Source organism: Streptomyces sp. NPDC013157 (assembly GCF_042899865.1).
In the GTDB taxonomy this organism is placed as follows: Bacteria; Actinomycetota; Actinomycetes; order Streptomycetales; family Streptomycetaceae; genus Streptomyces.
In genome coordinates, this window is sequence record NZ_JBIBAK010000024.1 from 87,986 (window position 1) to 110,723 (window position 22,738).

Sequence of the window (22,738 nt, forward strand, 5' to 3'; positions counted from 1 at the left end):
CCGGCTTCCCTCAGCTGTCCTGCCGGGCCAGCGCCCGGCGGCAGTCGGCGAGCAGCCGCTCGTCCTGGGCGATGTCGTGGCTGCCGAACCCGCCCGGCCGCGCCGTGTGCCGCCGGGGGCCGGCGAGTTCGGCCGTCACCAGGTCGCGCAGCGGGGCGCCCGCCGGGCCCATCCCGGCCAGACACCCGGCGATCGCGCCCCGCGTGTACGGGTTCTCCGACCAGGCGGCCCGGAACACCGGGAGTACGGGTGCCGGGTCCCCGCCGATCCGCCACAGCGCCTCGGCCGCCGCCACCCGTTCCCACACCCCGCCGGACCCGGCCAGCCGGCGCAGCGCGGGCAGCGCACCGCGGGCGGCCGCCCCCAGCCGGCCCAGCTGCCCGGCCGCCGTCCGCGCGCTGCGGTTGCGGCCGTGCGTCAGCTCCCGCAGCAGCACCGGGAGTACGGCGGCCACGTCCCCCTCCGCCGACCACAGGGCCCCCGCCGCCAGGGCGGCGTGCCGGGTGTCCAGGAGCCCGCGCAGGACCGGCGCCGCCGCCCTGGCCGCCGTCCCCAGGACGTCGAGCGCCCGTACCGCCTGCCCGACGAGGGCCTCCCGCGCCCCCAGCCCGTCCGGTGCGCCGCGCAGCAGCCGCAGCACCTCGGGCACCGCCGCCGGGTCCTTGAGGGCGGTGACCGCCGCCAGCAGTGGAGCGGCCAGCTCGGCGGCCTCGGGGGAGTCCGGGTCGACCTGGCCGAGCCGGCGCCGCAGCGCGGGCGCGAGCGGGGCGGCCGCCGGGCCCAGATGCACGATCTCGAAGCCCAGCCCACCGGGCACCACCGGTCTCGCCAGCAGCTGGGCCAGGGCCGGCACCGCGCGCGGATCGCCGCTCCTGGCCAGCGCCTTCAACGGGCCGCCCAGCGAGGGTCTGCCGCGCTCCCAGGTGTGCACCCACAGGTCGGACCGCACGGTCACCAGCGCGTGCAGCTCGTCGGCCGCCGGCGCGGCCAGCCCGAACAGCTCCACGAGCACCGACACCGCCGCGTCCCGCAACTGGTCCTGTTCGCGGCCCAGTTGTCTGCCTATCAGCGAGACGGGCGCCGTGAAGTCAGCCCGCCAGCCCCGGAACAGCCCGGCCGACATCCACACCGCGTTGCACCGGTCCATCGGGTCCGGGCTGCTCAACTGGCCGACGAGCAGCGCGATCCGGTCCGCCACCCGGTCCTCCAGCGCCCGGTGCAGGGTGCGCAGCAGATACGCACCCTCCTCGTCCGAGGGGCGCAGCCGCCGTATCCGGCCGACCAGGGTGTCCGCGTCCACCCGGTCCGGACCGGCCGTCCGCCGCTCCGAGCGCTCCCTGAGCAGCCGCACCACGGCAGGCACCAGATCGGCGGGCAGCCGCTCCGGCGCGCCGAGGCCCAACTGTCCGAGGGCGGCCAGCCGCGCCGTCGGGGCGTACGGGGGTCCGCTCCGCGCGGCCAGCAACTCCACCGCCCCGGCCGCCCGGTCGGGACGGCACCGTACGAACAGCCCGAGGGCCTCGGTCAGGGCGAGCAGCACCTGTTCGTCGCGCTCGTCCGTGATCCGCCGCCGTAACAGCGCCAGCACCCGCTCCGGTTCGTCGAGGAACCGGACCAGCGCCCCGGGCACCGCGCGGCGCACCCCGGGGCACGGGTCGTCGGCCAGCGGCACGAGCGCCTCGGCACCGGCGCGGACGGCGGCCCGGGCCCGGGAACCGGCGCTCTCCGCGCCGATGCTGACCAGCAGTTCCACTATGGCGCCCCGGTCCTGCACCTCCGGACGGGCAGCGAGCGCGAAGAGGAACGGGACGCAGGCGAGCGTCGAGTCGTACACGTTCCCCTGGTGGTGCACCGAGCCGTACATCCCGTCGAGCGCGACCTCCCGTTCGGCCGCGTCCGCCGAGGCCAGTCCGCGCAGCAGACCGGGCACGTCCGCCGCGCTGCCGTACGCGTGCCGCAGCGAGGCCCAGTCGACCTCGTCGATCCCCGTGAACACCGTTGTCCTCCCCGGGCGAGTACCACCTGTTCGGGAGTCTGCACCACGGCACTGACAACGATGCGGAATCGGACGGCGACTGTGTGCGATCCGTCGGCGGTCACCGGCCGTCGGCGGATCGCACAGGGATCAGTTCCCGCCAGACAGCGCCCGGTCCAGGATCGCGTCGAACCCGGTGCCGGCCGGCAGGGTGCCGAACGCGTGCCCCCAGTCGCCGCCGAGCCGGGTCGCGCAGAAGGCGTCGGCGACGGCGGCCGGGGCGTACCGGACCAGCAGCGAGGCCTGCAGCGCCAGCGCCATTCGCTCGACCAGCCGGCGCGCCCCCGCCTGATCGGTCTCGGCCAGTTCGTTCTTCAGCCGGGTCACGGCCGCGTCCAGCCGGGTGTCCGCGCCGCGCGCGTGCGCGAGCTCGCCGAACAGGGCGTCGGCGGCGCCGGGTTCGCGGGACAGCGCCCGCAGCACGTCGAGCGCGTTGACGTTCCCCGAGCCCTCCCAGATCGACAGCAGCGGGGCCTCGCGGTAGTGCCGGGGCATGCCGGAGTCCTCGGCGTAACCGTTGCCGCCCAGGCACTCCAGGGCCTCCGCGGTGAAGGCCGGGCCGCGCTTGGTGACCCAGTACTTGCCGACGGCGGTCGCGATCCGCCTGAAGGCCCGCTCCCGTTCGTCCCCGCGCACCGCGCGGTCCGCCGCCCCCGCCAGCCGCAGCGTCAGCGTGGTCGCCGCCTCCGACTCCAGGGCCAGGTCGGCCAGGACGTTGCGCATCAGCGGCTGGTCGACGAGCCGGGCGCCGAACGCGCTGCGATGCCGTACATGGTGACCCGCCTCGACGAGCGTCTTGCGCATCAGGGTCGCCGAGTTCATCACACAGTCCAGCCGGGTGCAGTTGACCATCTCGATGATGGTCTTCACCCCCCGCCCCTCGGGCCCGACCAGCCAGGCCACGGTCCCGTCGAACTCCGGCTCGGAGGACGCGTTGGAGCGGTTGCCGAGCTTGTCCTTCAGCCGCTGGATGCGGAACGCGTTGCGGCTGCCGTCCGGCAGGACGCGCGGCACGAGGAAGCAGGAGAGGCCGCCCGGTGCCTGGGCCAGTACCAGGAAGACGTCGCACATCGGCGCCGAGGTGAACCACTTGTGCCCGCGCAGGGTGTAGACGCCCGGCTCGGCGGTGGGCGTGGCGGCCGTCGTGTTCGTCCGTACGTCCGAACCGCCCTGCTTCTCGGTCATGCCCATCCCGGCGAGCAGCCCCGGCTTCTCCGTCGGCACGCGCAGCCCCGGCTCGTACGCCCGGCTGGTCAGCAGCGGTTCGTACACCTTGGCCAGCTCGGGCTGGGTGCGCAACGCCGGAACGGCGGCGTAGGTCATGGACGTCGGACATCCATGGCCGGATTCGGTGTGCCCCCACACCAGTCCGCCCGCCGTCCGCGCGACATGGGCCCCCGCCCGGTCGTCCGCCCAGGCGGCCCCCGCCAGCCCTTCCTCCACCGCCGCCCGCATCAGGTGGTGCCAGCTGGGGTGGAAGTCGACCTCGTCGATCCGGTTGCCGTACCGGTCGTGGGTGCGCAGCTCCGGCTCGTGGCGGTTGGCCAGCTCCCCCCACTCCTGTGCCTCCGCGCTCCCGGCCCGTACCCCGAGCCGCCGGATCCCCTCCTCGGCCCACTCCGCCCCCTCCCGGCGCAGCCCCTCGATCAGGGCCGGGTCGTCGGAGGCGTCGTAGGGGGCGAGCGGGGGCGCCTGGTTGGTGACGTCGTGGGTGGCGTACTGCGGCTGCGGGAGCGCGACGGTCGAGTCCATGGCTTCCATGTTGCAGTAACCCTGCGGTCGCAGCAATAGTGCAATATCGCACCGCACGTACAGTACGTGACCATGCACATGAAGGATGTGTCCGCCGAGCCCGCCGACGTCGGCCTGCGGCCCCTGTCCGCCCGGTCGGTCGTGCTGAGCCTGCTGCTGGGGACGCATCCGCCCCAGCTGCCGGTGAAGGACCTGATCCGGTTCGTCGAGCCCTTCGGGGTCGGCGGCTCCACGCTCCGGGCCGCGCTCAGCCGCATGACGGCGGCCGGCGACCTGCGCCGGACCGACGACGCCGTCTACGGCCTCAGCGACCGGCTGCTGGCCCGCCAGCGCCGCCAGGACGAAGCGGTACGGCCCCGTACGCGCACATGGCGCGGCGACTGGGAGATGCTGGTCATCACGGCCACGGGCCGCGGCCCCGCCGCACGGGCCGACCTGCGCACCCGCCTGGCCTCCCTCCGCCTGTCCGAACTCCGCGAGGGCGTCTGGCTCCGCCCCGCGAACCTGACGAGGCCCCTTCCCGCCGGCCTCGCGGACACCGCCCAGTCCTACACGGCCCGACCCGACCGGCCGGCACCCGAACTGGCCGCCGACCTCTGGCCGTTGACCACCTGGTCCGCCACCGCCCGCGCCCTTCTGGCCCGAGCCTCCGAGGCCCGCCTCCCGGCCGACCGCTTCACGGTCTTCGCGGCAGCGGTACGCCACCTGCTGACCGACCCCGTCCTGCCCCCGGAACTCCTGCCCGCCGACTGGCCGGGCGACGAGCTGCGCGCCGCTTACGCGGACTACCGGGCGGAACTGGACGGGCCGGCGGGGGACTCGGCCGGCTGACCGCTCCGTCGTTCCGTCGTGGCGGCTTGACCTTACCCTCAGGGGCAGGGTTTAGCGTTCTTCGAGGTGAGAGACATGCGGATCGGTGAGCTCGCCCGCAGGGCGGGCGTGACGATCAAGGCGGTGCGCTCCTACGAATCCCTGGGACTGCTCGCGCCCGCCCGGCTGGCCAACGGCTACCGCGACTACGGCGAGGGCGACGTACGGCTGGCGCGGGAGATCCGGGCGCTGGGCAGGCTCGGGATCCCGGTGGAGCGCACCCGTCCCTTCCTGGACTGTCTCGTGGTCGGGCATCAGCACGCCGACGACTGTCCCGCCTCGCTGGCCGAGTACCGGGAGGCGATCGACGAGATCACCCGGCGCATCGACGGGCTCACGGCCCGCCGGACGGCCCTGGTCGCGCACCTGCACGAGGCCGCTCACCGCAACAGCCGTGTCGCACCGGCCGGCCGTGCCGAAGGAGAGGACCCGATGACCGACCACCTGAACCTGCCCGGGGACCTGCCCGTCCCCGAGGACGACGGCGCGGCCGCCCATCTGCCGGGTACGACGATGCCGCACCTGGAACTGCAGGCCACCGGTGGAGAGACGATCGGTCTCGACGCGCTCGGCGCGGGCCGGACGGTGATCTACGTCTACCCGCTCACCGGACGCCCGGGCACCGACCTGCCCCAGGGATGGAACGCGATCCCCGGGGCACGGGGCTGCACCCCGGAGGCGTGCGGCTTCCGCGACCACCACCAAGAGCTGCTCGCCGCCGGAGCGGCCGGTGTGTTCGGCCTCTCCAGCCAGGACACCGACTACCAGCAGGAGGTCGTCGAACGGCTCCGCCTGCCGTTCCGGATGCTCTCCGACCCCACGCACAGCCTGGCCCGCACCCTCGGCCTGCCGACGTTCGACACCGCCGGGCCGACCCTCTACAGGCGGCTCACGCTGATCGTGAGCGACGGTGTGATCGAGCACGTCTTCTACCCGGTCTTCCCGCCCGACGAGCACGCCGGCCGGGTGCTGGACTGGCTGCGCGCCGACCCCGGACGGCGCACCGACCCCCGCTAGGACGAACCACCCTTGGAGCCACCCATGTTCACCGGTCTGAGCGCCTTTCCGCTCACCCCGATCGCCGCCGACGGGGACATCGACGAGAAAGCCTTCGCCCAGCTGGTCCACCGCCTCGCCGCAGCCGGCGTCGACTCGATCGGGGCGCTGGGCTCCACCGGGTCGTACGCCTACCTCACGCTCCAGGAGCGGGCCCGTGCCGCCCGTATCGCGGTGGAGCACGCCGACGGCGTCCCGGTCGTCGTGGGCATCGGGGCGCTGCGCACCCGGGACGTCCTGGCGGCGGCCGAGGACGCGCAGAACGCCGGGGCCGCGGGCGTGCTGCTCGCACCGGTGTCGTACCAGCCGCTGACCGACGAGGACGTGTTCGGGCTGTACGAGGACGTCACCGCGAACCTCTCCGTTCCGCTGGTGGTCTACGACAACCCGCGCACCACCCGGTTCACCTTCACCGACGAGCTGTACACGCGGGTGGCCCGGTTGCCCCACGTGGCGTCGGTGAAGATTCCCGGGGTCCCCGCCGACCCGGCCCCGGCCCGGGCCCGGGTGGATCGGCTGCAGGAGATCCTGCCGCCGCACGTGACCGTGGGCGTGAGCGGGGACGCGCTCGGGGCCGCCGGGCTGAACGCCGGATGCGATGCCTGGTACTCGGTGACCGCCGGCACCTTCCCGCGACCGATCCTCGCCATCACCCGGGCGGCCCGGGCGGGGCAGGCGGACCGGGCCCGCGAGGAGTCGGAGCGGCTCCAGCCGCTCTGGGACCTCTTCGCCCGGCACGGATCGCTGCGGGTCATCGCGGCAGCGGCCGCCGAACTGGGCCTCACGCCGCACCACAGCCTTCCCCTCCCGCTGCGCGGCCTGTCCGGCGACGACCACGAGCAGGTCGCCGACGTACTGCGGCGGCTCCGGCTCGACGCGTGAGACCCGGCGCGGAGCTGCCGTCCTGAGGGCCCGTCGCGCAGACATGCCGGGAACGGGGGACCGGTGTACGGTCGACCTACCGTGCGCACGCGGTTCGCAGCCGACAGACAGGCCAGTGGCCCAGATGCTCCGGGAGTGCCCATGGCACAGCAGACGAACATCGCCGCGCAGACCGCTTTCGGAGAGGCCGTCGTCGCCGGCGACCTCGACGAGATCGTGGCGGCCGACTCGACCGACCATGATCCTGCCCCGGGACAGACGCCGGGGCCCGGCGGGTACAAGACCATGTTCGGTGAGCTGCGAACGGCCTTTCCCGACCTGGACATCCGGGTGGAGCACCTGGTCGCCACCGACGACGAGCTGGCCTTCGCCTACGTCATCTCCGGCACACACCTGGGACCGCTGATGGGGCGGCCGGCGACCGGCAGGAAGGCGAGCTACCGGGGCATGCAGATCAGCCGCTTCGACAGCGACGGCAAACTCGTCGAACGCTGGGGCAGCAGCGACGAACTCGGCATGCTGCGTCAGCTCGGCCTCGTCGAGGTGTGAGACGGGCGGGTGCCGGTGGGGCCGCCGCCCGGCAGAGCGCGGCGGCCCCACCGCCCCGGCTCACTTGTAGGTGATGTCCGAGCTCGCGTACTTGCAGTACGTCCCGTCCGGCCCGCTCCCGTTCGTCGGCGGTTCCGCGCCCGTGTTGTTGCCGATGTACTTCTGGCAGGGCACGATCTTCTTGCTGCTGTCGCCGACGATCGTGATGTTCTTCAGCGTCGCGCTGTCCCCGTAGTTGGTGTTGATCCCGACCAGCGCGCTGCCCTTGTACGTCGCCTCGATGGTGTTGAGGTTGATCGTGCGCTTGTACTGCGTGGAGCAGTTGCCGCACGAGCGGACCAGCTTGCCGAAGTTCTGCACCGCGAAGCCGGACACGTTCAGCGTCCCGGCGCCGTTGAACTGGAACACCTTGTCGCCGGCCTCCTTCGCCCCGCCACCGGAGACGGTGTACACGTTGGACGACGAGGAGCCGCGGAAGGTCGCCGCGTCCTCACCGACGTCCTCCCACCACACGTTCTGCAGGGTGCAACTGCCCTCGCAGTGGATACCGTCCGCCGCGGGCGCGCCGATGATGACGTTCTTCAGGACGGTGCCGGCAGCCAGATCGAGGATCGGGTCCTGGTCCTCGCTCTGCCCGCCGGTGCCCAGGTCGCCGCTGCCGTACAGGCGCAGCATCCCGTAGTCCTTCGTGCCCGACAGCTTGATCGTCGTGGTGACGGCCTGGCTGCCGCTCGCGGTCGGCCAGGTGGCCGCGTCCGCCGAGGCATCGATCATCATGACCATGCCAAATGAGAGTCCCAGGGCGGCCGTGCCGCCCATCAGTGCGCGCGCACTGCTCCGTGCTCGTGAAGTCATGTGCCGTATGCCTTCTCTCGAGTGGGGGGCTATTCGCGTTCTGCTGGGATGTTCAGGTAGTCGTCGGACATTCATGTTCCAGAACGCTCGACGCACATACCTGCGCAGATGTGGGCCCGTCGTGGCCCATCGATCAGGTTCCTGAACGGAACGTAGGATGCAAGCGCTTTCTAGTCAACGCTTCGCGCGGCATCCGTTCCGGTCGTTCGCGCGTTCCGCAAAGTGCCGTGGGAGCGCTTCCATGGATGGCTGTGTCCATGCCACCATGCCGGAAGTTCCCCTGCCGTCGTCCCCTCGCGACAGGAAGGCTCCCCGTGCAGCCGCAGCCCGGCAGAACGCCGCTCGCCACGCTCCTCAGCACCTGTGTGCTCGCGCTCGCCCTGGTGGTGACCGCCACGGCCGTCACCGCGCTGGTCCGCAGTCCTCGCGAGGTCACCTCGGCCACCGGCCGGGGCGGCCACTGGGTGAACACCTGGACCGGGATGCCCCAGCTCACCGAGCCCGGCAATCTGCCGCCCGCGCCCTTCACGGGGGAGAAGTCGGTCCTGGCCGACACCACCCTGCGCCAGACCGTGCGCGTGACCCTCGGCGCCCACCGGCTCCGGCTGCGGTTCTCCAACGCCTACGGTGACACCGCGCTCCCGCTCACCGCGGTGACCGTGGCGCTGCCGGCAGGCGGACGGGCGGGGGTCAGCGCGATCGTTCCCGGCAGCCTGCACCGGGTGACGTTCTCCGGGCGCGCGGCGACCGTCGTACCCGTCGGGGCCCAGGTCGTCTCCGATCCCGTGGACTTCCAGCTGGCTCCGGGGTCCGATCTGACGGTCACGGCGTACACCGCGCAGGGCCAGCCCGATCTGTCGCTCACCTCGCATCCGGGCTCGCGCACCACGACGTACCTCCTCGGCGGTGACCACACCCAGGACCCGGACCTGACCGGCGCGACCGCGGTCGACCACTGGTACCTGCTGAGCGACGTCGAGGTCCTGGCATCGGCGGCGACCCGGGCCGTGGCCGTCCTCGGCGACTCCCTCACCGACGGCCGGGGCTCCACGACCAACGGCAACGACCGCTGGCCCGACCAGTTCTTCGACCGGCTGCAGAACCGGGCCGGTACGTCGGACATCGCCGTGCTCAACCAGGCGGCCGGCGGCAACCGGGTTCTCGACGACGGACTCGGCCCCAACGTCCTGGCCCGCCTCGACCGGGACGTCCTCTCCCGGAGCGGGGTCTCCTGGCTGATCGTCTTCGAGGGCGTCAACGACATCGGCACCGCCGCCGCCACCCCGCAGGCCCAGCAGACGGTCGCCGACGACCTCGTCGCCGCCTACCGGCAGATCGTCGTCCGGGCCCACGCCCAGGGCATCCGTGTCTACGGAGCCACCCTGCTGCCCTTCGGCGGCAATGCCTACGACGACGGCGCGGGCGTGCGCGAGGCGGCCCGGCAGCGCGTCAACGCGTGGATCCGGGGGCCCGGGCACTTCGACGCGCTGATCGACTTCGACCGGGCGGTACGCGATCCGGCCGACCCGAGCCGGCTGCGGGCCGGCCTCCAGGTGGGGGACTGGCTGCACCTCAACCCGACCGGGTACGGGGCGCTGGCGGCCGCGGTGCCCACGGGGCTGTTCGGCGGGCGGTGAGCGCCGGACGGGTCCGGCGCAGTCGGCTCCGGTCCGGTGCGCCCCGAAGTGGCGCGGGGCGCTTCCGGCAAAGCGCTCAGGCGGACTCGGTTTCGCCGGGGACCGGCCCGAGGGTCGAATCCGCCCTCGACGGCAGGTGGTTGAAGAGCAGGTTCAGGACGATCGCCGTCAGGCAGCCCGCGCTGATGCCGCTGTTCATCACCGTCTGGAACCAGTCCGGGAACTTCGCGTAGACCGTCGGCACGCCCACCGGCAGCACGCCGACCGCCACCGAGACGGCCACCACCGTCAGGTTGTCGTTGCCGTGGAAGTCGACGGCCGCCAGGGTGCGCAGGCCGCTGGCCGCGACCGTGCCGAACATCACCAGGCCCGCGCCGCCCAGCACCGGAGCCGGAATCGCCGCGACCACCGCGCCCAGCTTGGGCAGCAGACCGAGCAGAACCAGGATGCCGCCGGCCGCCGCGACCACCCAGCGGCTGCGCACCCGGGTCATGCCGACCAGGCCCACGTTCTGCGCGAACGCCGTGTACGGGAAGGTGTTGAAGACACCGCCGAGGACGGTCGAGAGGCCGTCGGCGCGCAGCCCGTCGGCCAGGGAGCGCGCCTCGACACGGCGGCCGGTGAGCTCGCCGACCGCGAGCAGGTCACCGGTCGTCTCGGTCATCGTGACCAGGGCCACCACCAGCATGGAGACGATCGCCGAGGCCCTGAACGTCGGCGCCCCGAAGTGGAACGGCGTGCTGACCCCGAGCCAGTCGGCGTCCCCGACCCCGCTGAAGTCCGTGAACCCGAAGGGCACCGCCACCGCAAGGCCCACCGCGATGCCGATCAGGACCGCGATCCGGGCGAGGTAGGCGGGCGCGAACCGCTGCACGCCGAGCACCACTGCGAGCACGAAGGCCGCCAGCGCCAGGTTCTTCGGCTCCCCGAAGTCCTTCGCACCGGCGCCGCCCGCCGCCCAGTTGCCGGCGACCGGCAGCAGCGAGACGCCGATGATCAGGATCACCGTGCCGGTGACCAGGGGCGGGAAGAAGCGCAGCAGTCGGCCGAAGACGGGCGCCAGCAGCATGATCGCCAAGCCCGCCACGATCACCGAGCCGTAGATCGCGGGGAGTCCGCCGCCCGTCGTACCGATGAGGACCATCGGCGAGACCGCCGCGAACGTGCAGCCCTGCATGATCGGCAGCCGGACGCCGAAGCGCCAGAAGCCGACGCACTGGATGAGCGTGGCGACGCCGCACACCAGCAGGTCGGCGGTGATCAGATACGCGAGGTCGGCGGGCGACAGCTTCATCGCGCCGCCCACGATCAGCGGGACGGCGACCGCGCCCGCGTACATCGCGAGCACGTGCTGGAGGCCGAACGCGGTCAACTGCCGTACGGGTGGCACCTCGTCGACGGGATGGACGGGAGCGCTGGTGGTGGCCATGGGGACTCCAGAGCGGGGACGACATCCGGACAGCACGAGACCGTAAGCGCTTTAAACAGTTTGTTGATTTCCGGTCTGTTGCCGATACGTGTCATGCCCACCTGAACGCGGACGGATTCGGCTCCGCTACGACCCGGTCCGCGCCGCCGTCAGCAGCGAGTTCCAGTCGGCCAGCTTGACCACGCTGCGGCCGAGCCGGGCGCCGAGCGCAGCCTCGGCCCGCTCGATCGCCTGCCACCCCGTCCACGGCACCGGCTCGAGGCCGGCCGAGCGCAGCGCGGCGACCGGGTCCTCCGGCACCTCCTTGCGCAGCAGCGCGGGCGCGTCCTCCAGGAGGGAGGTCACCGTCTCCTTGGCGTCGGGCCGGTTGGTGCCGATGACGCCGGTCGGGCCGCGCTTGATCCAGCCGGCCACGTAGTCGCCGGGGACGCCGAAGCAGCTGTCCAGGACGCGGCCCGCCTCGTGGGGCACGGTGCCGCTCTCCTCGTCGAACGGGAGCCCGTCCAGCGGCACTCCGCGATAGCCGACCGAGCGCAGCACCAGCTGTGCCTCGACCGTCTCGTACCGCCCGGTGCCGCGCACCCCGCCCCGGCCGTCCGGCTCGGTGCGTTCGAAGAGCACCGCGCCCACCCGTCCGCCATCGTCGAGCAGTTCGACCGGACGCAGGAAGAACCGCAGCCGGATGCTGCGGTCCGCGCCCCGGCCGCCGGCCTCGGCCCAGCCGCGCAGCACCTCCACGTTGCGGCGCTGCGTGGCGGGCAGCGCGGACGGGTCGGCGCAGGCCGGGTCGAGGGCCAGCTCATCCGCTGCCACCCGGACTTCGGTCTCCGGCAGACCGGCCAGCTCGCGCAGCTCCTTCGTGGTGAACCGGGCCTGCGAGGGGCCTCGCCGGCCCACCACGTGGACCTCTCTTATCCGGCTCGCCGCCAGCGCCGTCAGGGCCGCCTGCGGCATGTCGGTGGGGCTCAACTCCGCGACACCCCGGGCCAGCATCCGCGCCACGTCCACCGCGACGTTGCCGACGCCGATGACCACCGCCGACCGGGCGTCCCGCACGAACCCGGCGTCGATCGCGTCCGGGTGTGCGCTGTACCAGGACACGAACTCGGTCGCCGACCAGCTGCCCGGCAGCTCCTCGCCGGGAATCCCGAGCCGCCGGTCGGTCGCGGCGCCCACGCAGTACACCACCGCGTGGTACAGCTCGCGCAGCCGCTCCACCGGCAGTCCGCCCGCGCCCCCGACCCGGACCCCGCCGAGGAACCGCACCCGCTCGTGCTCCAGGACGGTGCGCAGATTCCCCTGCAGCGACTTGATCTTCTCGTGGTCCGGGGCGACGCCGTACCGCACGAGTCCGTACGGGCACGGCAGCCGGTCCAGGACGTCCACGCGCACCGTGGGGTCCAGCTGGACGAGGTTCTGGGCGGTGTAGCACCCGCTCGGCCCGGAGCCGACGACGGCGACACGCAACACGGGGGGACTCCTTGCCCGAGGGGCTGGTGGTTCCAGCATCCCACCGGCCCGGCCGCCTGGGCAGGGGCCGCTGGGGTGACGTGGATGCGCGTCCGGGTGTCAGACGTGTGATCATGTGATCGCGTTGCGTATGCGCTGGGAGCGGTGTGGTCCGCGCCGTCCCCGGGGGGCTCGGACCGTGACTAACCGGGTTCGGACCCGGATGCCGGTTCGGTCCGGTCCTCGGTGGCGAAGAACCGGGACAGGTCCTGTCGTTCGACCGCGGACTCCCGGGGCAGGCCCAGCTCCCGGTCGAGCCCGTACCGCTCGAACAGCTCCGCGCGCAGCGCCGGGATCGGCATCGGCACCCCCGGCACCAGCGCCGCGTACACCGCGCCCATCAGCATGGCGCGCAGCATGGGGTAGTCGACCTCCACGTGGTGGGAGCCGTACCGGGTGACGGTGTCGCCCAGCAGCTCCGCCAGCCGCCGCTGTTCGGGGCACTGCACGAAGCCCTCGCCCTGGAGCAGGCCCGCCATGTGCTGGCGCATCAGCACCGGCCGGGCCTGCGCGAGGCCCAGGATCGAGTCGATGGCCCGGGCCAGTCGCTCCCGTCCGTCCTCGGTGTGCGGCTCGTGCTCCAGCGCCTCCTCCAGCGTGCGGTGCATCAGCCGGTGCACGGCGGACTGGACCAGCTGGCGCTTGCCGGGGAAGTAGTACGACACCAGACCGCGCGCCGACCCCGCCCGGTCCGCGATGGCGCCCAGCGTGGTCGCCTCGAAACCGTGCTCGTCGACCAGTTCCACCGCGGCCTGGAGCAGCCGCTCGCGCGAACGCCTGCGCAGTTCTTCATTGACCGAGGGGCTGCGGGGGGACATCCTGGAACTCCTGCGTTGACTGGCTGCCAGCCAACTATAATCGACGCAGTGGGCACCGCCCTGCGCGGGGCCTGTTCAGGGCTGCCGTCCGTCCGGGGCGACACGGGGGAGCGTCTCGGGCGGACGGCGCGACAGGTCAGGCCTGGGTGGGCGTGGCCGGTCGGCGGGCCACGCCCACCAGGTCCAGGACCGGCAGCAGCGCGTCCGGCCGTTCGGCCACCGGCAGATGGTCCACGAAGTGCACCCGGCAGCCGACCGCCGCCGCCCCGCCGTCGGCGGACCTGCTGTCCCCCACCATCAGCGTCTCGGCCGCCCCGGCACCGAGAGCCTCCAGCGCAACCGTGAAGAGCCGCGGATCCGGCTTCTGCACACCGTGTTCGTACGACAGGACGTAGGCGTCCACGTAGGCGTCGAGCCCGTGCTCGCGGAAGACCGGGCGCAGATCCCAGCCGATGTTGCTGACCACGCCGACCCCGACGCCGTGCTCGCGCAGCGTGCGCAGGACCTGGGCGGCGTCCGGGTACGGCGACCAGGCCCGCGGGTCCATGTGCCGCTCGTACAGGGCGTCGTGCAGGGCGGGGTCCGGCAGCGGCACCCGGCGGGACAGGCCGGTGTACGCGGCCCGGTGCAGCTCCGCGCTCTCGTCCCGCACCGCCCACACCTCGGACAGTTCCGGGGGCAGTGCGGCCGGGAAGGCCCCGCCGGGCTGTGCCCCCGCCACCTCCAGCGCCCGTGCCGCCTCCGCCAACCCGGCCTCGGAGAGCGGTACTGCGGCCTCGGCGAGTACCGCCCGCAGCCAGGATTCGGTGGACTCGACACGGAAGAGGGTCCCGGAGAAGTCGAAGAGCACGGCAGTCATGGGCCGGACTCTACCGACGGCCGGCCGGGCGCGGGCCGCGGACGGGCTACCGTCGAGGGTGTCCGCGGCCGTCGCGCTCCCACTCGTACGCCAGCACCGCCAGTGCCACCACCAGGGCCCCGAGCAGCCAGCCGCCGAGCACGTCCGAGGGCCAGTGGACGCCGAGCCACACCCGGGTCAGGCCGACGCCCACGACCGAGAACCCGGCCGCGGCGAGGGCGGTACGCCATATCGCGCGACCGGCGCCGCAGCGGTGCAGCAGCCACAGCAGCAGACCGCAGACCACCGTCGCCGTCATGGTGTGCCCGGAGGGGAAGGCGGCGTAGTGGGCGGAGTCGACGGGGTCCGGCCACACCGGGCGCGGGCGGCCGACCGCGGCCTTGAGGGACTGCTGGGCCACCGTCCCGAGCAGGCAGGTCAGGGTCAGCCACAGGGCGGTCCGCCACGCCGAGTGCCGCCACACCAGCCACACCGCGACCCCGGCGCACAGCAGGCGCATGGTCAGCGGGTCCCAGACCCAGTCCGCCAGGACGCGCAGCACCCGTGTGGTGCCGTGGTCCGCCACGGCCCAGCGGTGGGTGGCGTCGGCGATGCCCTCGTCCACCGCGACCAGGGGAGGCCACTCGCCGGCGACGAGGGCCAGCAGCAGCGCCGAGGAGAGGGCGAGAACGGCGGTCGTGAGCAGGGGAGCGGGGCGGTCGCCGGGCGGGGGGCACATGGCGTGATCTTTGCCGAATCATTGCCCGCAGGGCAATTCCCCTGACGGATACGGCTTTACCCGAGGGTACGCAGGCTCGGTACGAGCGCCACCAGCACCGGGATCACCGGGACCAGGGCGGCCGTCGCGGTCAGCCGCAGCCGGTGCCGGGCGGGGAGGCGGTCCGGGGCGGTGAGCAACCGGTGGACTCGCTGCGGGACATGGGCCTGCGGGGTCGGCCCGGGGCCGAACACCCCCCGGTCCTCGTTGAGTTCGACCAGGGCGAGCGCGGTGGTGAGGCGGCCGTGGCGCCGGGAGGCCACGTCGTCGGCGGCCAGTTCGACCAGCCGGTGCATCTCGTCGCGGAACGCGGCGAACACCGGGATCTGCGGGAACCCGCCCGCCAGCGCCGCCGAGCAGTGCAGCAGCCAGTCGTGCCGGGCCTGCGCGTGGCCCTGCTCGTGGGCGAGGACCGCGTCCAGCTGACGCCCCTTCAGGCGGCGCAACGCCGCTGTGGTGACGATGAGTTGGGGCGCCGCTCCTGGCAGCCACCAGGCGTCCGGGCGCTCGCCCTCCAGGACGACGAGCCGGCCGTCGGCCGGCTCCTCGCCGGGCAACAGCGGGGACCGGAGCAGCAGTTGGGCCTGCTGCCGGTTGCGCCTGGCCCGGGCCCGCGCGACCTCCCGTACCAGCATCGCCCCGCTCCACAGCCCGGCGCAGGCGAGGGCCACCGCGGTCACCGCCGCCCACGGGCCGGTCGTACCGAGCGCGTAGGCGTCCACCACCCCGCTCGGGGCGGTCGCGAACACGTGCCCGCGCACCGCCAGCCAGGCCGCGGCCGCGCTCAGCGTCATCGACAGCGCACAGCACAGCAGGACGGCCGCCACCACGCACTGCCACACCCACAGTGCGACCACCGGCTCCTGGTCCGTCCAGTCGGCCCGGGCGAGCAGCCGGGGGCCGGCCACGGCGGTCAGGACGCCGAGCAGCAGCAGTGCCACGGGGACCATCATGGCCAGCACCCTATGAGCGGGGGACGGTTCACGGGTACAGGCCATTACGCCAAAGTGACGCAAGCAACGTCTGCGCCGCGTGCACCGTCAGGTCGTCACAGCGCCAGCAGCATGGCGACCATGCCGATCCCCATCGACAGCCGGCACGCCCGTGCCAGCTCCGGCCGGTCGCCCCAGCGGAGGGCTCCCGTCCCGGCGGTGACCGCGACCGGGACGAGCCGCGCGCCGGACAGCAGCACATAACCGGTGAAGTAGAGCAGCAGCAGCCCGGTCACCAGCGGGACTCCGGCGCCGCCGTGATGGTGTGCGCCGGGGGCGGCCGCCATCGCGACCGCCATGTAGACCATCGCCGCCGCCCCCACCAGATGGTGCAGATGGTGCGGGCTGCTGCGGGCGCTCCACAGGGCGCGCAGCGCGGCCGCGCCGAACACCGCCGCGTACAGCGGCCACGCCCACCCCGGCGGCGTGAACACCGTCGCGGGCACGGCCATGACGGCCATGCCGAACCCCATCAGCGCCTCGCCGCCCGCGGCGCGCCGCTGTTCCCGGACGCTGCTGCGCATCCGCAGCAGGCAGTAGGCCCCGGTCGCCGCGCACAGCGCGACCAGCAGCCAGCCGGGCGAAGCCGGTCCGTGCACGGCGCACCTCCCCGCTCGACGTCGCGTCGATGGTTGCGATGCCCCGGCCGAACGGCGCGCACGCGAGCGCAAGGGTGTACACGGGGAGCATTCGCCGGAGCACAGCCTGTGACCAGGACTGTTCGAAGATGCTTTACTGATAAAACACATGCTAAATTTATGGGTATGAGCACCGCGACCCCCACCACGACCCGCCGTCTGCCCCTCGCCGGTGTGCTGCGCCTCGGCCGGCCCTCCGAGATCTGGTTCAAGCCCGCCTGCAGCGTGGTCGCCGCGGTCGCCCCGCCCAACCTGGCCCTGCTGGCCCTCGGCCGCCTCGACCTGGCGATGTACACGATGGCCGGATCGCTGTGCGCCCTCTACGGCCACAACCGCCCCTACCCGGCACGCGCCCGCACCCTGGCCCGGGTGATCCTCGGCATGGCCGGCGGCCTCGCCGTCGCGCTGACCGCCGCCTCGCTCACCACGAACGCCGTCGTCCTGGTCACCGTCGGCGCGCTCATGGCCGCGGTGCAGAAGGTCCTCTGCGACGCCACCCGCGTCGGGCCGCCCGGGAACGTGGTCCTCACCTTCATCAGCTCCGCCTCCCTGTTCGCCCCGCAGACCCTCGGCCAGGTGCCGGGCCATGTCGGCCTCGCCCTCGCGGCGGGCGCCTGGGCCTGGCTGGTCGGCATGGCCCCCGGGCTGCTGCGCCCGCACGGCCCCGAACGCCGGGCCACCGCCCACGCCCTCACCGCCACCGCCGCCTACGCCGCCGCCCACGGCACCGGCTCCGGCTCCGCGTCCGGCACCGGCGACGGCCACGACCGGGCCCGCGCCGCCGCGGCCGCCGCCGTCCAGGCTGCCTGGCAGTCCCTGCTCGCCACCGGCGCCCGCACCGACCGCACCCGGCGCGCCCTCGAACACCTCGTCGTCCGCGCCGAGGTCGCCCTCGCCGCCCCGGCCGACGCCGACCCGGCGCTGCTGCGCGGCTGGGCCCGCGCCCTGCGCGGCACCGGACGCGTCCCGCGCGTCGCCGGTGCTGACGACGACCTCCTCGGCGTCGACGCCGAACGCGACGTACCGCAGCCCCCGTTGTGGCGCCGGCTCGGCCCGCTCGCCCCCTTCGCCGTCCGCACCGCGCTCGGCTGCGCCCTGGCCGGCTACGCCTCCCTCGCCCTCGGCGTCGGGCGCCCCTACTGGGCGCTGGTCACCGCCGCCTCCCTCTACCAGGCCAACGTCACCCTCACCTGGAGCCGGGGCGTCCAGCGCGTCGTCGGCAACCTCCTCGGCGTCCTCGTCTTCGCCGCCGTCGTGCCGCTCGCCCACCTCCACCCGGCCGCCCTGGTGCTGTGCTGCCTCGCCTTCAACTTCGGCGCCGAGGCGCTGATCGGCCGCAACTACTGGCTCGGCAGCGTCTGCGTCACCCCGATGGCCCTGCTCGTCACCGAGTTCGCCCGTACCCAGGACGCGGGGCAGCTGATCACCGAGCGGGTCGTGGACACCCTGGTCGGTGCGCTCGTCGGCTTCGCCACCGCCGTCGTCGTCACCAACCGCCGGGCCGGCGACCGCATCGAACACGCCCTGACCGGCGTCGAACAGGCCCGCGAACAGGCCGCCCGCCTGCTCGCCGGGCCGCAGCCGGCCCCGCGCGCCCTGGAGGCAGCCCGGCGCACCCTGTCCGCGGCCCTGGCCGACCTGCGCGCCACGGCCGACGCCGCATCCGGCGAGTGGTGGCAGCGCGCGCTGCCCCAGGAGCGGGTCGTGCTCGCCGAGCAGTCCGGACACCGTACGCTCGCCGCGACGGTACGACGCCAGGGAACGCACTCCTGGGACGGCGCGAGGACAACGGAGGACGTACGGCCATGACGGCGACCAACGGACGACCGGCGGCCGAGAGCGACGCGGGCACGGGCCCGGGAGAAGGTGTGGGCAGAGGCGCCGGCAGAGGCCTCGGCAGGGACGACACGGTCGCGGCCGTCGTCCGGCAGTGGCGGAGCGTCCATCCGGCGCTGGACACGGGTCCCATGGAGGTCATCGGCCGGATCAACCGCTGCGCCGCCCTCCTCCAGCAGTCCGAGGACGCCCCGCTGCGCCGGGCCGGCCTCAGCCGCCCCGAGTTCGACCTGCTCGGCGCGCTCCGCCGCACCGGCCACGAGCTGACCCCGAGCGAACTCGCCAAGGAGACCTTCTCCTCCGGCGCCGCCGTCACCAAACGCCTCAAGCAGCTCACCGAACGCGGCCTGGTCGAGCGGCGCGGCGACGCCCGTGACCGCAGGGTCGCCCACCTGCGCCTGACCGACGCGGGCCGCGACCTCGTCGACGGCATCCTGCCCGAGCAACTCGCCTACGAGACGGCCGTGCTGTCCGTCCTCGCCCCCGAGGGCCAGGGTGAACTGGCGGGACTCCTGGCCGAGTTGCTGGGCCGGCTGGAGGGCCGGATGGGCGCGCTGCGGGCCTGACCGCGGGCTCGGCCAAGCGCTCCGCTGGAAGTGCCGCGACATGCCGTCTGCCGACTGCGACGCCGTCGTGGCCGGTCGCGCAGTTCCTCCCTCAGCGCCCCGAAGGGGCGCTGCCGAACCGCAGCCGCTCAGATCCCCGGCCGATAGCGCAGCGGGTGGTCGGCCGGTACCTCCACCAGCACGATCCGGATGCCGTCAGGATCGGCGATCCACATCTCGACCAGGCCCCACGGCTCCTTCACGGGCGGGCGCACGATCCCGACGCCCTTCGCCACCAGCTCCTCGTGCGCCGCCGAGACGTCCGCGACCTGCAGCCACAGCTGTACGTCCGGCGGGGCCGGGAGGTCCGACCGCCCGGAGACCTCCAGGAACCCGCCGCCGAGGAAGTAGACCGTGCCGCGCTCCGGGCCCTCCCCGAACTCGCGGTAGACGGCGAGCCCGAGCTGCTCCCCGTAGAAGGCGCGGGACCGCTCGGGGTCGGTGGGGCGGATCAGCGTACGGCTGCTCAGTACATGCACCATGCGACCGGAGCGTAGTGGCAGGCCGAGGCGGGAGCCGGATGGCGCGGGCGCCGGGAAGGGGAGCGGGGGAGCGGGGATAGGCTCGGGGCCGGCTCAGTAGCGCTTGAGATCGGAGAACCCGCCCATGGAGAACGCCGTCGCCGGACCGACCTTCCGCGACGCCACCGACGCCGACGTGGACGTCCTGGTCGCGTTGATCGAGTCGGCCTACCGGGGCGACGACAGCCGGGCCGGCTGGACCACGGAGGCGGACATCCTGGAGGGGCAGCGCACCGACCCCGAGGGCGTCCTCGAAGTGATCAAGGCGCCGGACGGCAAGCTGCTCGTCGTCGAGCGGGACGGCCGGGTCGTCGCCTGCTGCCAGCTCGAACACCGCGGCGACCACGCCTACTTCGGCATGTTCGCGGTGAGCCCCGCCCTCCAGGGCGCCGGCCTGGGCAAGGTCGTCATCGCCGAGGCGGAGCGCCAGGCGCGCGAGGGCTGGGGCGTGACCGAGATGCACATGACGGTGATCTCGGTGCGCGACGACCTCATCGCCTGGTACGAGCGGCGCGGTTACCGCCGTACGGGAAAGACGACCCCGTTCCCGTACGGCGAGGAGCGCTTCGGCATTCCGCTCCGCGACGACCTGCGGTTCGAGCTCCTGGTGAAGCCGCTGGTGTGAGGTGCGGGCCGGTGGTCAGGCCGTGAAGCGGGCGGTGCGCTTGATCTCCGGGTAGTCGGTCGTCGCGCCGTCCAGCTGCAGCGCGCGCACCAGCCGCAGCTGGTCCTGGGTGTTCACCACCCAGCCGATCACCCGCAGGTCCGCCTTGCGGGCGTGCTCGACGACCTCCAGGGTCAGCCGCCGGATGTTCAGGCAGACGGTCGCCGCCCCCGCCTCCTGGGCCCGCTCCACCACGTCGGGGCCGTAGCGGCTGGCGATCAGCGCGGTCCGCACCCCCGGCACCAGCCGGCCGATCTCGGCGACGGCCTCGTCGTGGAACGAGGACACCTCCACCCGGGACACCAGGTCCCGCCGCTGCATGACCTCGGCCAGCGCCCGGGCCGCGGCCACGTCCTTGATCTCGGCCTGCAACGGCGTCCGTACCGCGTCCAGGACCTCCTCGAACACCGGCACCCGCTCGCCCCGGCCCGCGTCCAGTCCGCGCAGCTCCTCCAGGGTCTTCTCGGCGATCGGGCCGGTGCCGTCGGTCGTGCGGTCCACCTCCGCGTCGTGCATGACGACCAGGGCGCCGTCCTTGCTCAGGTGGAGATCGAGTTCGATCAGGTCGAGGCCGGCCTGTTGGGCGGCGGCGAAGGAACGGAGGGTGTTCTCGGGCTCGACGCCCATCACTCCGCGGTGACCGATGGTGAGGAAGTTCAAGATTCAACTCGCTTCCGTCGACGGCGGCGGTGGGTGCAGGCGCGCGGACCGTACGACGGACGTCGCTGTCCACGCGGCTGGGCGCAGCCTAATGGCCGCCCGACGCGATGAACCCGTACGTACACGGGGGGATTGGTGTGCCGGGTGCGCGGCACCTGGCCCGTGCCCCGGTCGGCGGTCACCCGGTGGTGGGCGCGTCCCCTCGTGCATTGACCGGCCGGATCCGTGCGGTCCGCCGGAGCTGACGCCACGTCACGGGATGTAGTGAATGTGAGCGCCTTCACGGTTTCGGACAGGAAAAAGCGCGGCGAAGGCGGGATGGCGCAGGATAATTTCCCGAAGGCCCCCTTGCTGGGAGAAACCCCGTATGCATACGGTGTCCTAACGGAAGCTTCTCCCGTGGAGGATGGGTCATGACGGAAATTCTTGTGCAGGTGGGTTCGGAGGAGCAGGTTCCTCCCGTGACCAGGGTGGTCGAGCACCCGGCGTGGCCCGTGCTCAAGGATGCCGTGGAACGGATCCGGCCATGGCAGTCGAAGGACGGGGCGATCGACTTCGACGCCGAGGGCGCGCCCGCACGGGCCGACGCGGAGGCGGCCGTACGGCGCGTCGTCGAGGCCGTCGAGGAGCTGTCCCCGCTGCTCCCGCACGACGCCGACTACCACCAGGCGCTGGTGACGGACCTGCGGCGCTGGGCCGTCGGCGGCTTCCAGGTGCCCGACTTCCTCGACTCGCTGCTCGCCTTCCAGCCCGCCGCGGGCCGTGCGGACGGCCTCCAGCACCTGGTCGTCTTCCCGATGTACACGCAGAACGGCAACCCGGACCGCAACCTGGAGGCGGTCGTGCTGCGCATGGTCTGGCCGGACTGGCTGGCCGAGCTGGAGCGCACCCGGTACGACAACCCGCTGTTCTGCGGCATCACCTTCGAGGACTTCACGGCCGGCTACGACACCAACTCGGCCGTCCTCTTCCCCGAGACCATCGCCGTGCGCGAGGCGCCGGAACGATTCTCCTGGGGTGGCATCTTCTGCGACCGCGAGGCCGCCCGGTTCCGCCGGGTCACCGACGCGGCCGTCGACATCCTGGGCCTCGAACTCCCCGAGGACGTCGCCGCGATGGTCCACGACCAGAAGCGCTGCGAGGAGGCCTTCGTGCTGTGGGACATGATCCACGACCGCACCCACAGCCACGGCGACCTGCCGTTCGACCCGTTCATGATCAAGCAGCGCCAGCCGTTCTGGATGTACGGCCTGGAGGAGCTGCGCTGCGACCTCACCGCCTTCAAGGAGGCCGTGAAGCTGGCGGCCGACGGCGTCCCGCAGGCCCGTGACGTCCAGTACGCGGTGCTCTTCGACCGCATGTTCCGCTTCCCGGTCACCGGCGACCGGGTCCGCAACTACGACGGGCTCGGCGGCCAGCTGCTCTTCGCCTACCTGCACAAGCACGACGTGGTCCGCTGGACCGACAACAAGCTCGCCATCGACTGGGAGCGTGCCCCGCAGGTCACCAACCAGCTGTGCGCCGAGATCGAGAAGCTGTACAAGGACGGCATCGACCGCCCGAAGCTCGTCCACTGGTTCGCCGGGTACGAGCTGGTCGCCACCTACCTCGCCCCGCACCCCGGCTCGAAGTGGGCCAAGGGCCCGGACGCCCTCGACCTGGCCCTGCCGCCGCGCAAGCTCGTGGACGACGTGCTTCCGGACGAGTTTCCGCTGAGCATGTTCTACGAGGCCCTGTCCAAGAAACTGAAGAACGTGATCGCTGCCACTCGCGGCATCACGGCGGACAGCGCCGAGCCGGTCGCCGCGTGAGCG

21 protein-coding genes are annotated in these 22,738 nt (G+C 73.2%); 9 read left to right on the forward strand and 12 right to left on the reverse strand.

The window, feature by feature from the left end; translation table 11 throughout:
- Nucleotides 1–10: 10 nt before the first annotated feature.
- Together ACFY6U_RS46825 and ACFY6U_RS46830 are read right to left on the reverse strand one after the other, a co-directional pair.
- The gene (locus tag ACFY6U_RS46825) at nt 11–1,996 is read right to left on the reverse strand and encodes a HEAT repeat domain-containing protein (protein ID WP_390048480.1); all 1,986 of its coding nucleotides are present in this window, start codon (nt 1,994–1,996) and stop codon (nt 11–13) included.
- 129 nt (nt 1,997–2,125) lie between these two features.
- A complete protein-coding gene (locus ACFY6U_RS46830; protein ID WP_390048482.1) occupies nt 2,126–3,787 on the reverse strand; it encodes an acyl-CoA dehydrogenase family protein in 1,662 nt (553 codons plus the stop codon).
- Nucleotides 3,788–3,859: 72 nt separating this feature from the next.
- On the opposite strand from ACFY6U_RS46830, the gene ACFY6U_RS46835 reads away from it, so the two are divergent.
- The 4 genes from ACFY6U_RS46835 (at nt 3,860) to ACFY6U_RS46850 (ending at nt 7,144) form a co-directional block, all read left to right on the forward strand.
- Nucleotides 3,860–4,618 carry a PaaX family transcriptional regulator C-terminal domain-containing protein gene (locus tag ACFY6U_RS46835; RefSeq protein ID WP_390048483.1) on the forward strand — a complete coding sequence of 253 codons (759 nt, stop codon included), beginning with the start codon at nt 3,860–3,862 and terminating at the stop codon, nt 4,616–4,618.
- 75 nt (nt 4,619–4,693) lie between these two features.
- Nucleotides 4,694–5,674 carry a redoxin family protein gene (locus ACFY6U_RS46840; protein ID WP_390048485.1) on the forward strand — a complete coding sequence of 327 codons (981 nt, stop codon included), beginning with the start codon at nt 4,694–4,696 and terminating at the stop codon, nt 5,672–5,674.
- Nucleotides 5,675–5,698: 24 nt separating this feature from the next.
- Nucleotides 5,699–6,595: a dihydrodipicolinate synthase family protein gene (locus tag ACFY6U_RS46845; protein ID WP_390048487.1), complete on the forward strand. Its 897-nt coding sequence runs from the start codon at nt 5,699–5,701 to the stop codon at nt 6,593–6,595.
- Between the two features lie 141 nt (nt 6,596–6,736).
- Nucleotides 6,737–7,144, forward strand: a complete 408-nt coding sequence (locus ACFY6U_RS46850) for an ester cyclase (RefSeq protein ID WP_390048489.1) — start codon at nt 6,737–6,739, stop codon at nt 7,142–7,144.
- A 60-nt stretch (nt 7,145–7,204) separates the two neighbouring features.
- Here the strand turns inward: ACFY6U_RS46850 and ACFY6U_RS46855 are convergent, their stop codons facing one another.
- Nucleotides 7,205–7,999, reverse strand: a complete 795-nt coding sequence (locus ACFY6U_RS46855) for a pectate lyase (protein WP_390048491.1) — start codon at nt 7,997–7,999, stop codon at nt 7,205–7,207.
- A gap of 314 nt (nt 8,000–8,313) precedes the next feature.
- Here ACFY6U_RS46855 and ACFY6U_RS46860 point away from each other — a divergent pair, with 314 nt between their 5' ends.
- Complete coding sequence (locus ACFY6U_RS46860; RefSeq protein ID WP_390048493.1) at nt 8,314–9,636, forward strand: SGNH/GDSL hydrolase family protein; 1,323 nt, start codon at nt 8,314–8,316, stop codon at nt 9,634–9,636.
- Nucleotides 9,637–9,712: 76 nt separating this feature from the next.
- On the opposite strand, the gene ACFY6U_RS46865 is transcribed toward ACFY6U_RS46860, so the two are convergent.
- The 7 genes from ACFY6U_RS46865 to ACFY6U_RS46895 form a co-directional block, all read right to left on the reverse strand.
- Nucleotides 9,713–11,065 carry a nucleobase:cation symporter-2 family protein gene (locus tag ACFY6U_RS46865; RefSeq protein ID WP_390048495.1) on the reverse strand — a complete coding sequence of 451 codons (1,353 nt, stop codon included), beginning with the start codon at nt 11,063–11,065 and terminating at the stop codon, nt 9,713–9,715.
- Nucleotides 11,066–11,191: 126 nt separating this feature from the next.
- Nucleotides 11,192–12,535 carry an FAD-dependent oxidoreductase gene (locus tag ACFY6U_RS46870; RefSeq protein ID WP_390048497.1) on the reverse strand — a complete coding sequence of 448 codons (1,344 nt, stop codon included), beginning with the start codon at nt 12,533–12,535 and terminating at the stop codon, nt 11,192–11,194.
- Between the two features lie 182 nt (nt 12,536–12,717).
- The gene (locus ACFY6U_RS46875) at nt 12,718–13,392 is read right to left on the reverse strand and encodes a TetR/AcrR family transcriptional regulator (RefSeq protein WP_390048499.1); all 675 of its coding nucleotides are present in this window, start codon (nt 13,390–13,392) and stop codon (nt 12,718–12,720) included.
- Nucleotides 13,393–13,528: 136 nt separating this feature from the next.
- The gene (locus tag ACFY6U_RS46880; protein WP_390048501.1) at nt 13,529–14,251 is read right to left on the reverse strand and encodes an HAD family hydrolase; all 723 of its coding nucleotides are present in this window, start codon (nt 14,249–14,251) and stop codon (nt 13,529–13,531) included.
- A 46-nt stretch (nt 14,252–14,297) separates the two neighbouring features.
- Nucleotides 14,298–14,969, reverse strand: coding sequence for a phosphatase PAP2 family protein (locus ACFY6U_RS46885; RefSeq protein ID WP_390048503.1), 672 nt, complete (start codon nt 14,967–14,969; stop codon nt 14,298–14,300).
- Nucleotides 14,970–15,025: 56 nt separating this feature from the next.
- Nucleotides 15,026–15,961, reverse strand: coding sequence for a M56 family metallopeptidase (locus ACFY6U_RS46890; RefSeq protein ID WP_390048505.1), 936 nt, complete (start codon nt 15,959–15,961; stop codon nt 15,026–15,028).
- Nucleotides 15,962–16,056: 95 nt separating this feature from the next.
- Nucleotides 16,057–16,599 carry a DUF5134 domain-containing protein gene (locus ACFY6U_RS46895; protein WP_390048507.1) on the reverse strand — a complete coding sequence of 181 codons (543 nt, stop codon included), beginning with the start codon at nt 16,597–16,599 and terminating at the stop codon, nt 16,057–16,059.
- Nucleotides 16,600–16,764: 165 nt separating this feature from the next.
- On the opposite strand from ACFY6U_RS46895, the gene ACFY6U_RS46900 reads away from it, so the two are divergent.
- Together ACFY6U_RS46900 and ACFY6U_RS46905 are read left to right on the forward strand one after the other, a co-directional pair.
- Nucleotides 16,765–18,447 carry an FUSC family protein gene (locus tag ACFY6U_RS46900; RefSeq protein ID WP_390048509.1) on the forward strand — a complete coding sequence of 561 codons (1,683 nt, stop codon included), beginning with the start codon at nt 16,765–16,767 and terminating at the stop codon, nt 18,445–18,447.
- Nucleotides 18,444–19,040 carry a MarR family winged helix-turn-helix transcriptional regulator gene (locus ACFY6U_RS46905; RefSeq protein ID WP_390048511.1) on the forward strand — a complete coding sequence of 199 codons (597 nt, stop codon included), beginning with the start codon at nt 18,444–18,446 and terminating at the stop codon, nt 19,038–19,040. The genes ACFY6U_RS46900 and ACFY6U_RS46905 overlap by 4 nt, the downstream gene beginning before the upstream one ends.
- A gap of 128 nt (nt 19,041–19,168) precedes the next feature.
- Here ACFY6U_RS46905 and ACFY6U_RS46910 read toward each other — a convergent pair whose 3' ends face one another.
- Complete coding sequence (locus ACFY6U_RS46910; protein WP_390048513.1) at nt 19,169–19,561, reverse strand: VOC family protein; 393 nt, start codon at nt 19,559–19,561, stop codon at nt 19,169–19,171.
- 124 nt (nt 19,562–19,685) lie between these two features.
- Here ACFY6U_RS46910 and ACFY6U_RS46915 point away from each other — a divergent pair, with 124 nt between their 5' ends.
- Nucleotides 19,686–20,225 (forward strand): GNAT family N-acetyltransferase, encoded by a 540-nt coding sequence (locus ACFY6U_RS46915; protein WP_390048515.1) that lies wholly within the window; start codon nt 19,686–19,688, stop codon nt 20,223–20,225.
- A 15-nt stretch (nt 20,226–20,240) separates the two neighbouring features.
- On the opposite strand, the gene ACFY6U_RS46920 is transcribed toward ACFY6U_RS46915, so the two are convergent.
- Nucleotides 20,241–20,924, reverse strand: coding sequence for a glycerophosphodiester phosphodiesterase (locus ACFY6U_RS46920; protein WP_390048517.1), 684 nt, complete (start codon nt 20,922–20,924; stop codon nt 20,241–20,243).
- Nucleotides 20,925–21,337: 413 nt separating this feature from the next.
- On the opposite strand from ACFY6U_RS46920, the gene ACFY6U_RS46925 reads away from it, so the two are divergent.
- The gene (locus ACFY6U_RS46925) at nt 21,338–22,735 is read left to right on the forward strand and encodes a DUF6421 family protein (RefSeq protein ID WP_390048519.1); all 1,398 of its coding nucleotides are present in this window, start codon (nt 21,338–21,340) and stop codon (nt 22,733–22,735) included.
- Nucleotides 22,736–22,738: the final 3 nt, after the last annotated feature.

Bases quoted from the DNA above. Each gene is read 5' to 3' on its own strand.
- ACFY6U_RS46830 (WP_390048482.1), bottom strand. From the start codon at position 3,787: ATGGACTCGACCGTCGCGCTCCCGCAGCCGCAGTACGCCACCCACGAC.
- ACFY6U_RS46835 (WP_390048483.1), top strand. From the start codon at position 3,860: ATGCACATGAAGGATGTGTCCGCCGAGCCCGCCGACGTCGGCCTGCGG.
- ACFY6U_RS46840 (WP_390048485.1), top strand. From the start codon at position 4,694: ATGCGGATCGGTGAGCTCGCCCGCAGGGCGGGCGTGACGATCAAGGCG.
- ACFY6U_RS46845 (WP_390048487.1), top strand. From the start codon at position 5,699: ATGTTCACCGGTCTGAGCGCCTTTCCGCTCACCCCGATCGCCGCCGAC.
- ACFY6U_RS46850 (WP_390048489.1), top strand. From the start codon at position 6,737: ATGGCACAGCAGACGAACATCGCCGCGCAGACCGCTTTCGGAGAGGCC.
- ACFY6U_RS46855 (WP_390048491.1), bottom strand. From the start codon at position 7,999: ATGACTTCACGAGCACGGAGCAGTGCGCGCGCACTGATGGGCGGCACG.
- ACFY6U_RS46865 (WP_390048495.1), bottom strand. From the start codon at position 11,065: ATGGCCACCACCAGCGCTCCCGTCCATCCCGTCGACGAGGTGCCACCC.
- ACFY6U_RS46875 (WP_390048499.1), bottom strand. From the start codon at position 13,392: ATGTCCCCCCGCAGCCCCTCGGTCAATGAAGAACTGCGCAGGCGTTCG.
- ACFY6U_RS46880 (WP_390048501.1), bottom strand. From the start codon at position 14,251: ATGACTGCCGTGCTCTTCGACTTCTCCGGGACCCTCTTCCGTGTCGAG.
- ACFY6U_RS46885 (WP_390048503.1), bottom strand. From the start codon at position 14,969: ATGTGCCCCCCGCCCGGCGACCGCCCCGCTCCCCTGCTCACGACCGCC.
- ACFY6U_RS46890 (WP_390048505.1), bottom strand. From the start codon at position 15,961: ATGATGGTCCCCGTGGCACTGCTGCTGCTCGGCGTCCTGACCGCCGTG.
- ACFY6U_RS46900 (WP_390048509.1), top strand. From the start codon at position 16,765: ATGAGCACCGCGACCCCCACCACGACCCGCCGTCTGCCCCTCGCCGGT.
- ACFY6U_RS46905 (WP_390048511.1), top strand. From the start codon at position 18,444: ATGACGGCGACCAACGGACGACCGGCGGCCGAGAGCGACGCGGGCACG.
- ACFY6U_RS46910 (WP_390048513.1), bottom strand. From the start codon at position 19,561: ATGGTGCATGTACTGAGCAGCCGTACGCTGATCCGCCCCACCGACCCC.
- ACFY6U_RS46915 (WP_390048515.1), top strand. From the start codon at position 19,686: ATGGAGAACGCCGTCGCCGGACCGACCTTCCGCGACGCCACCGACGCC.
- ACFY6U_RS46925 (WP_390048519.1), top strand. From the start codon at position 21,338: ATGACGGAAATTCTTGTGCAGGTGGGTTCGGAGGAGCAGGTTCCTCCC.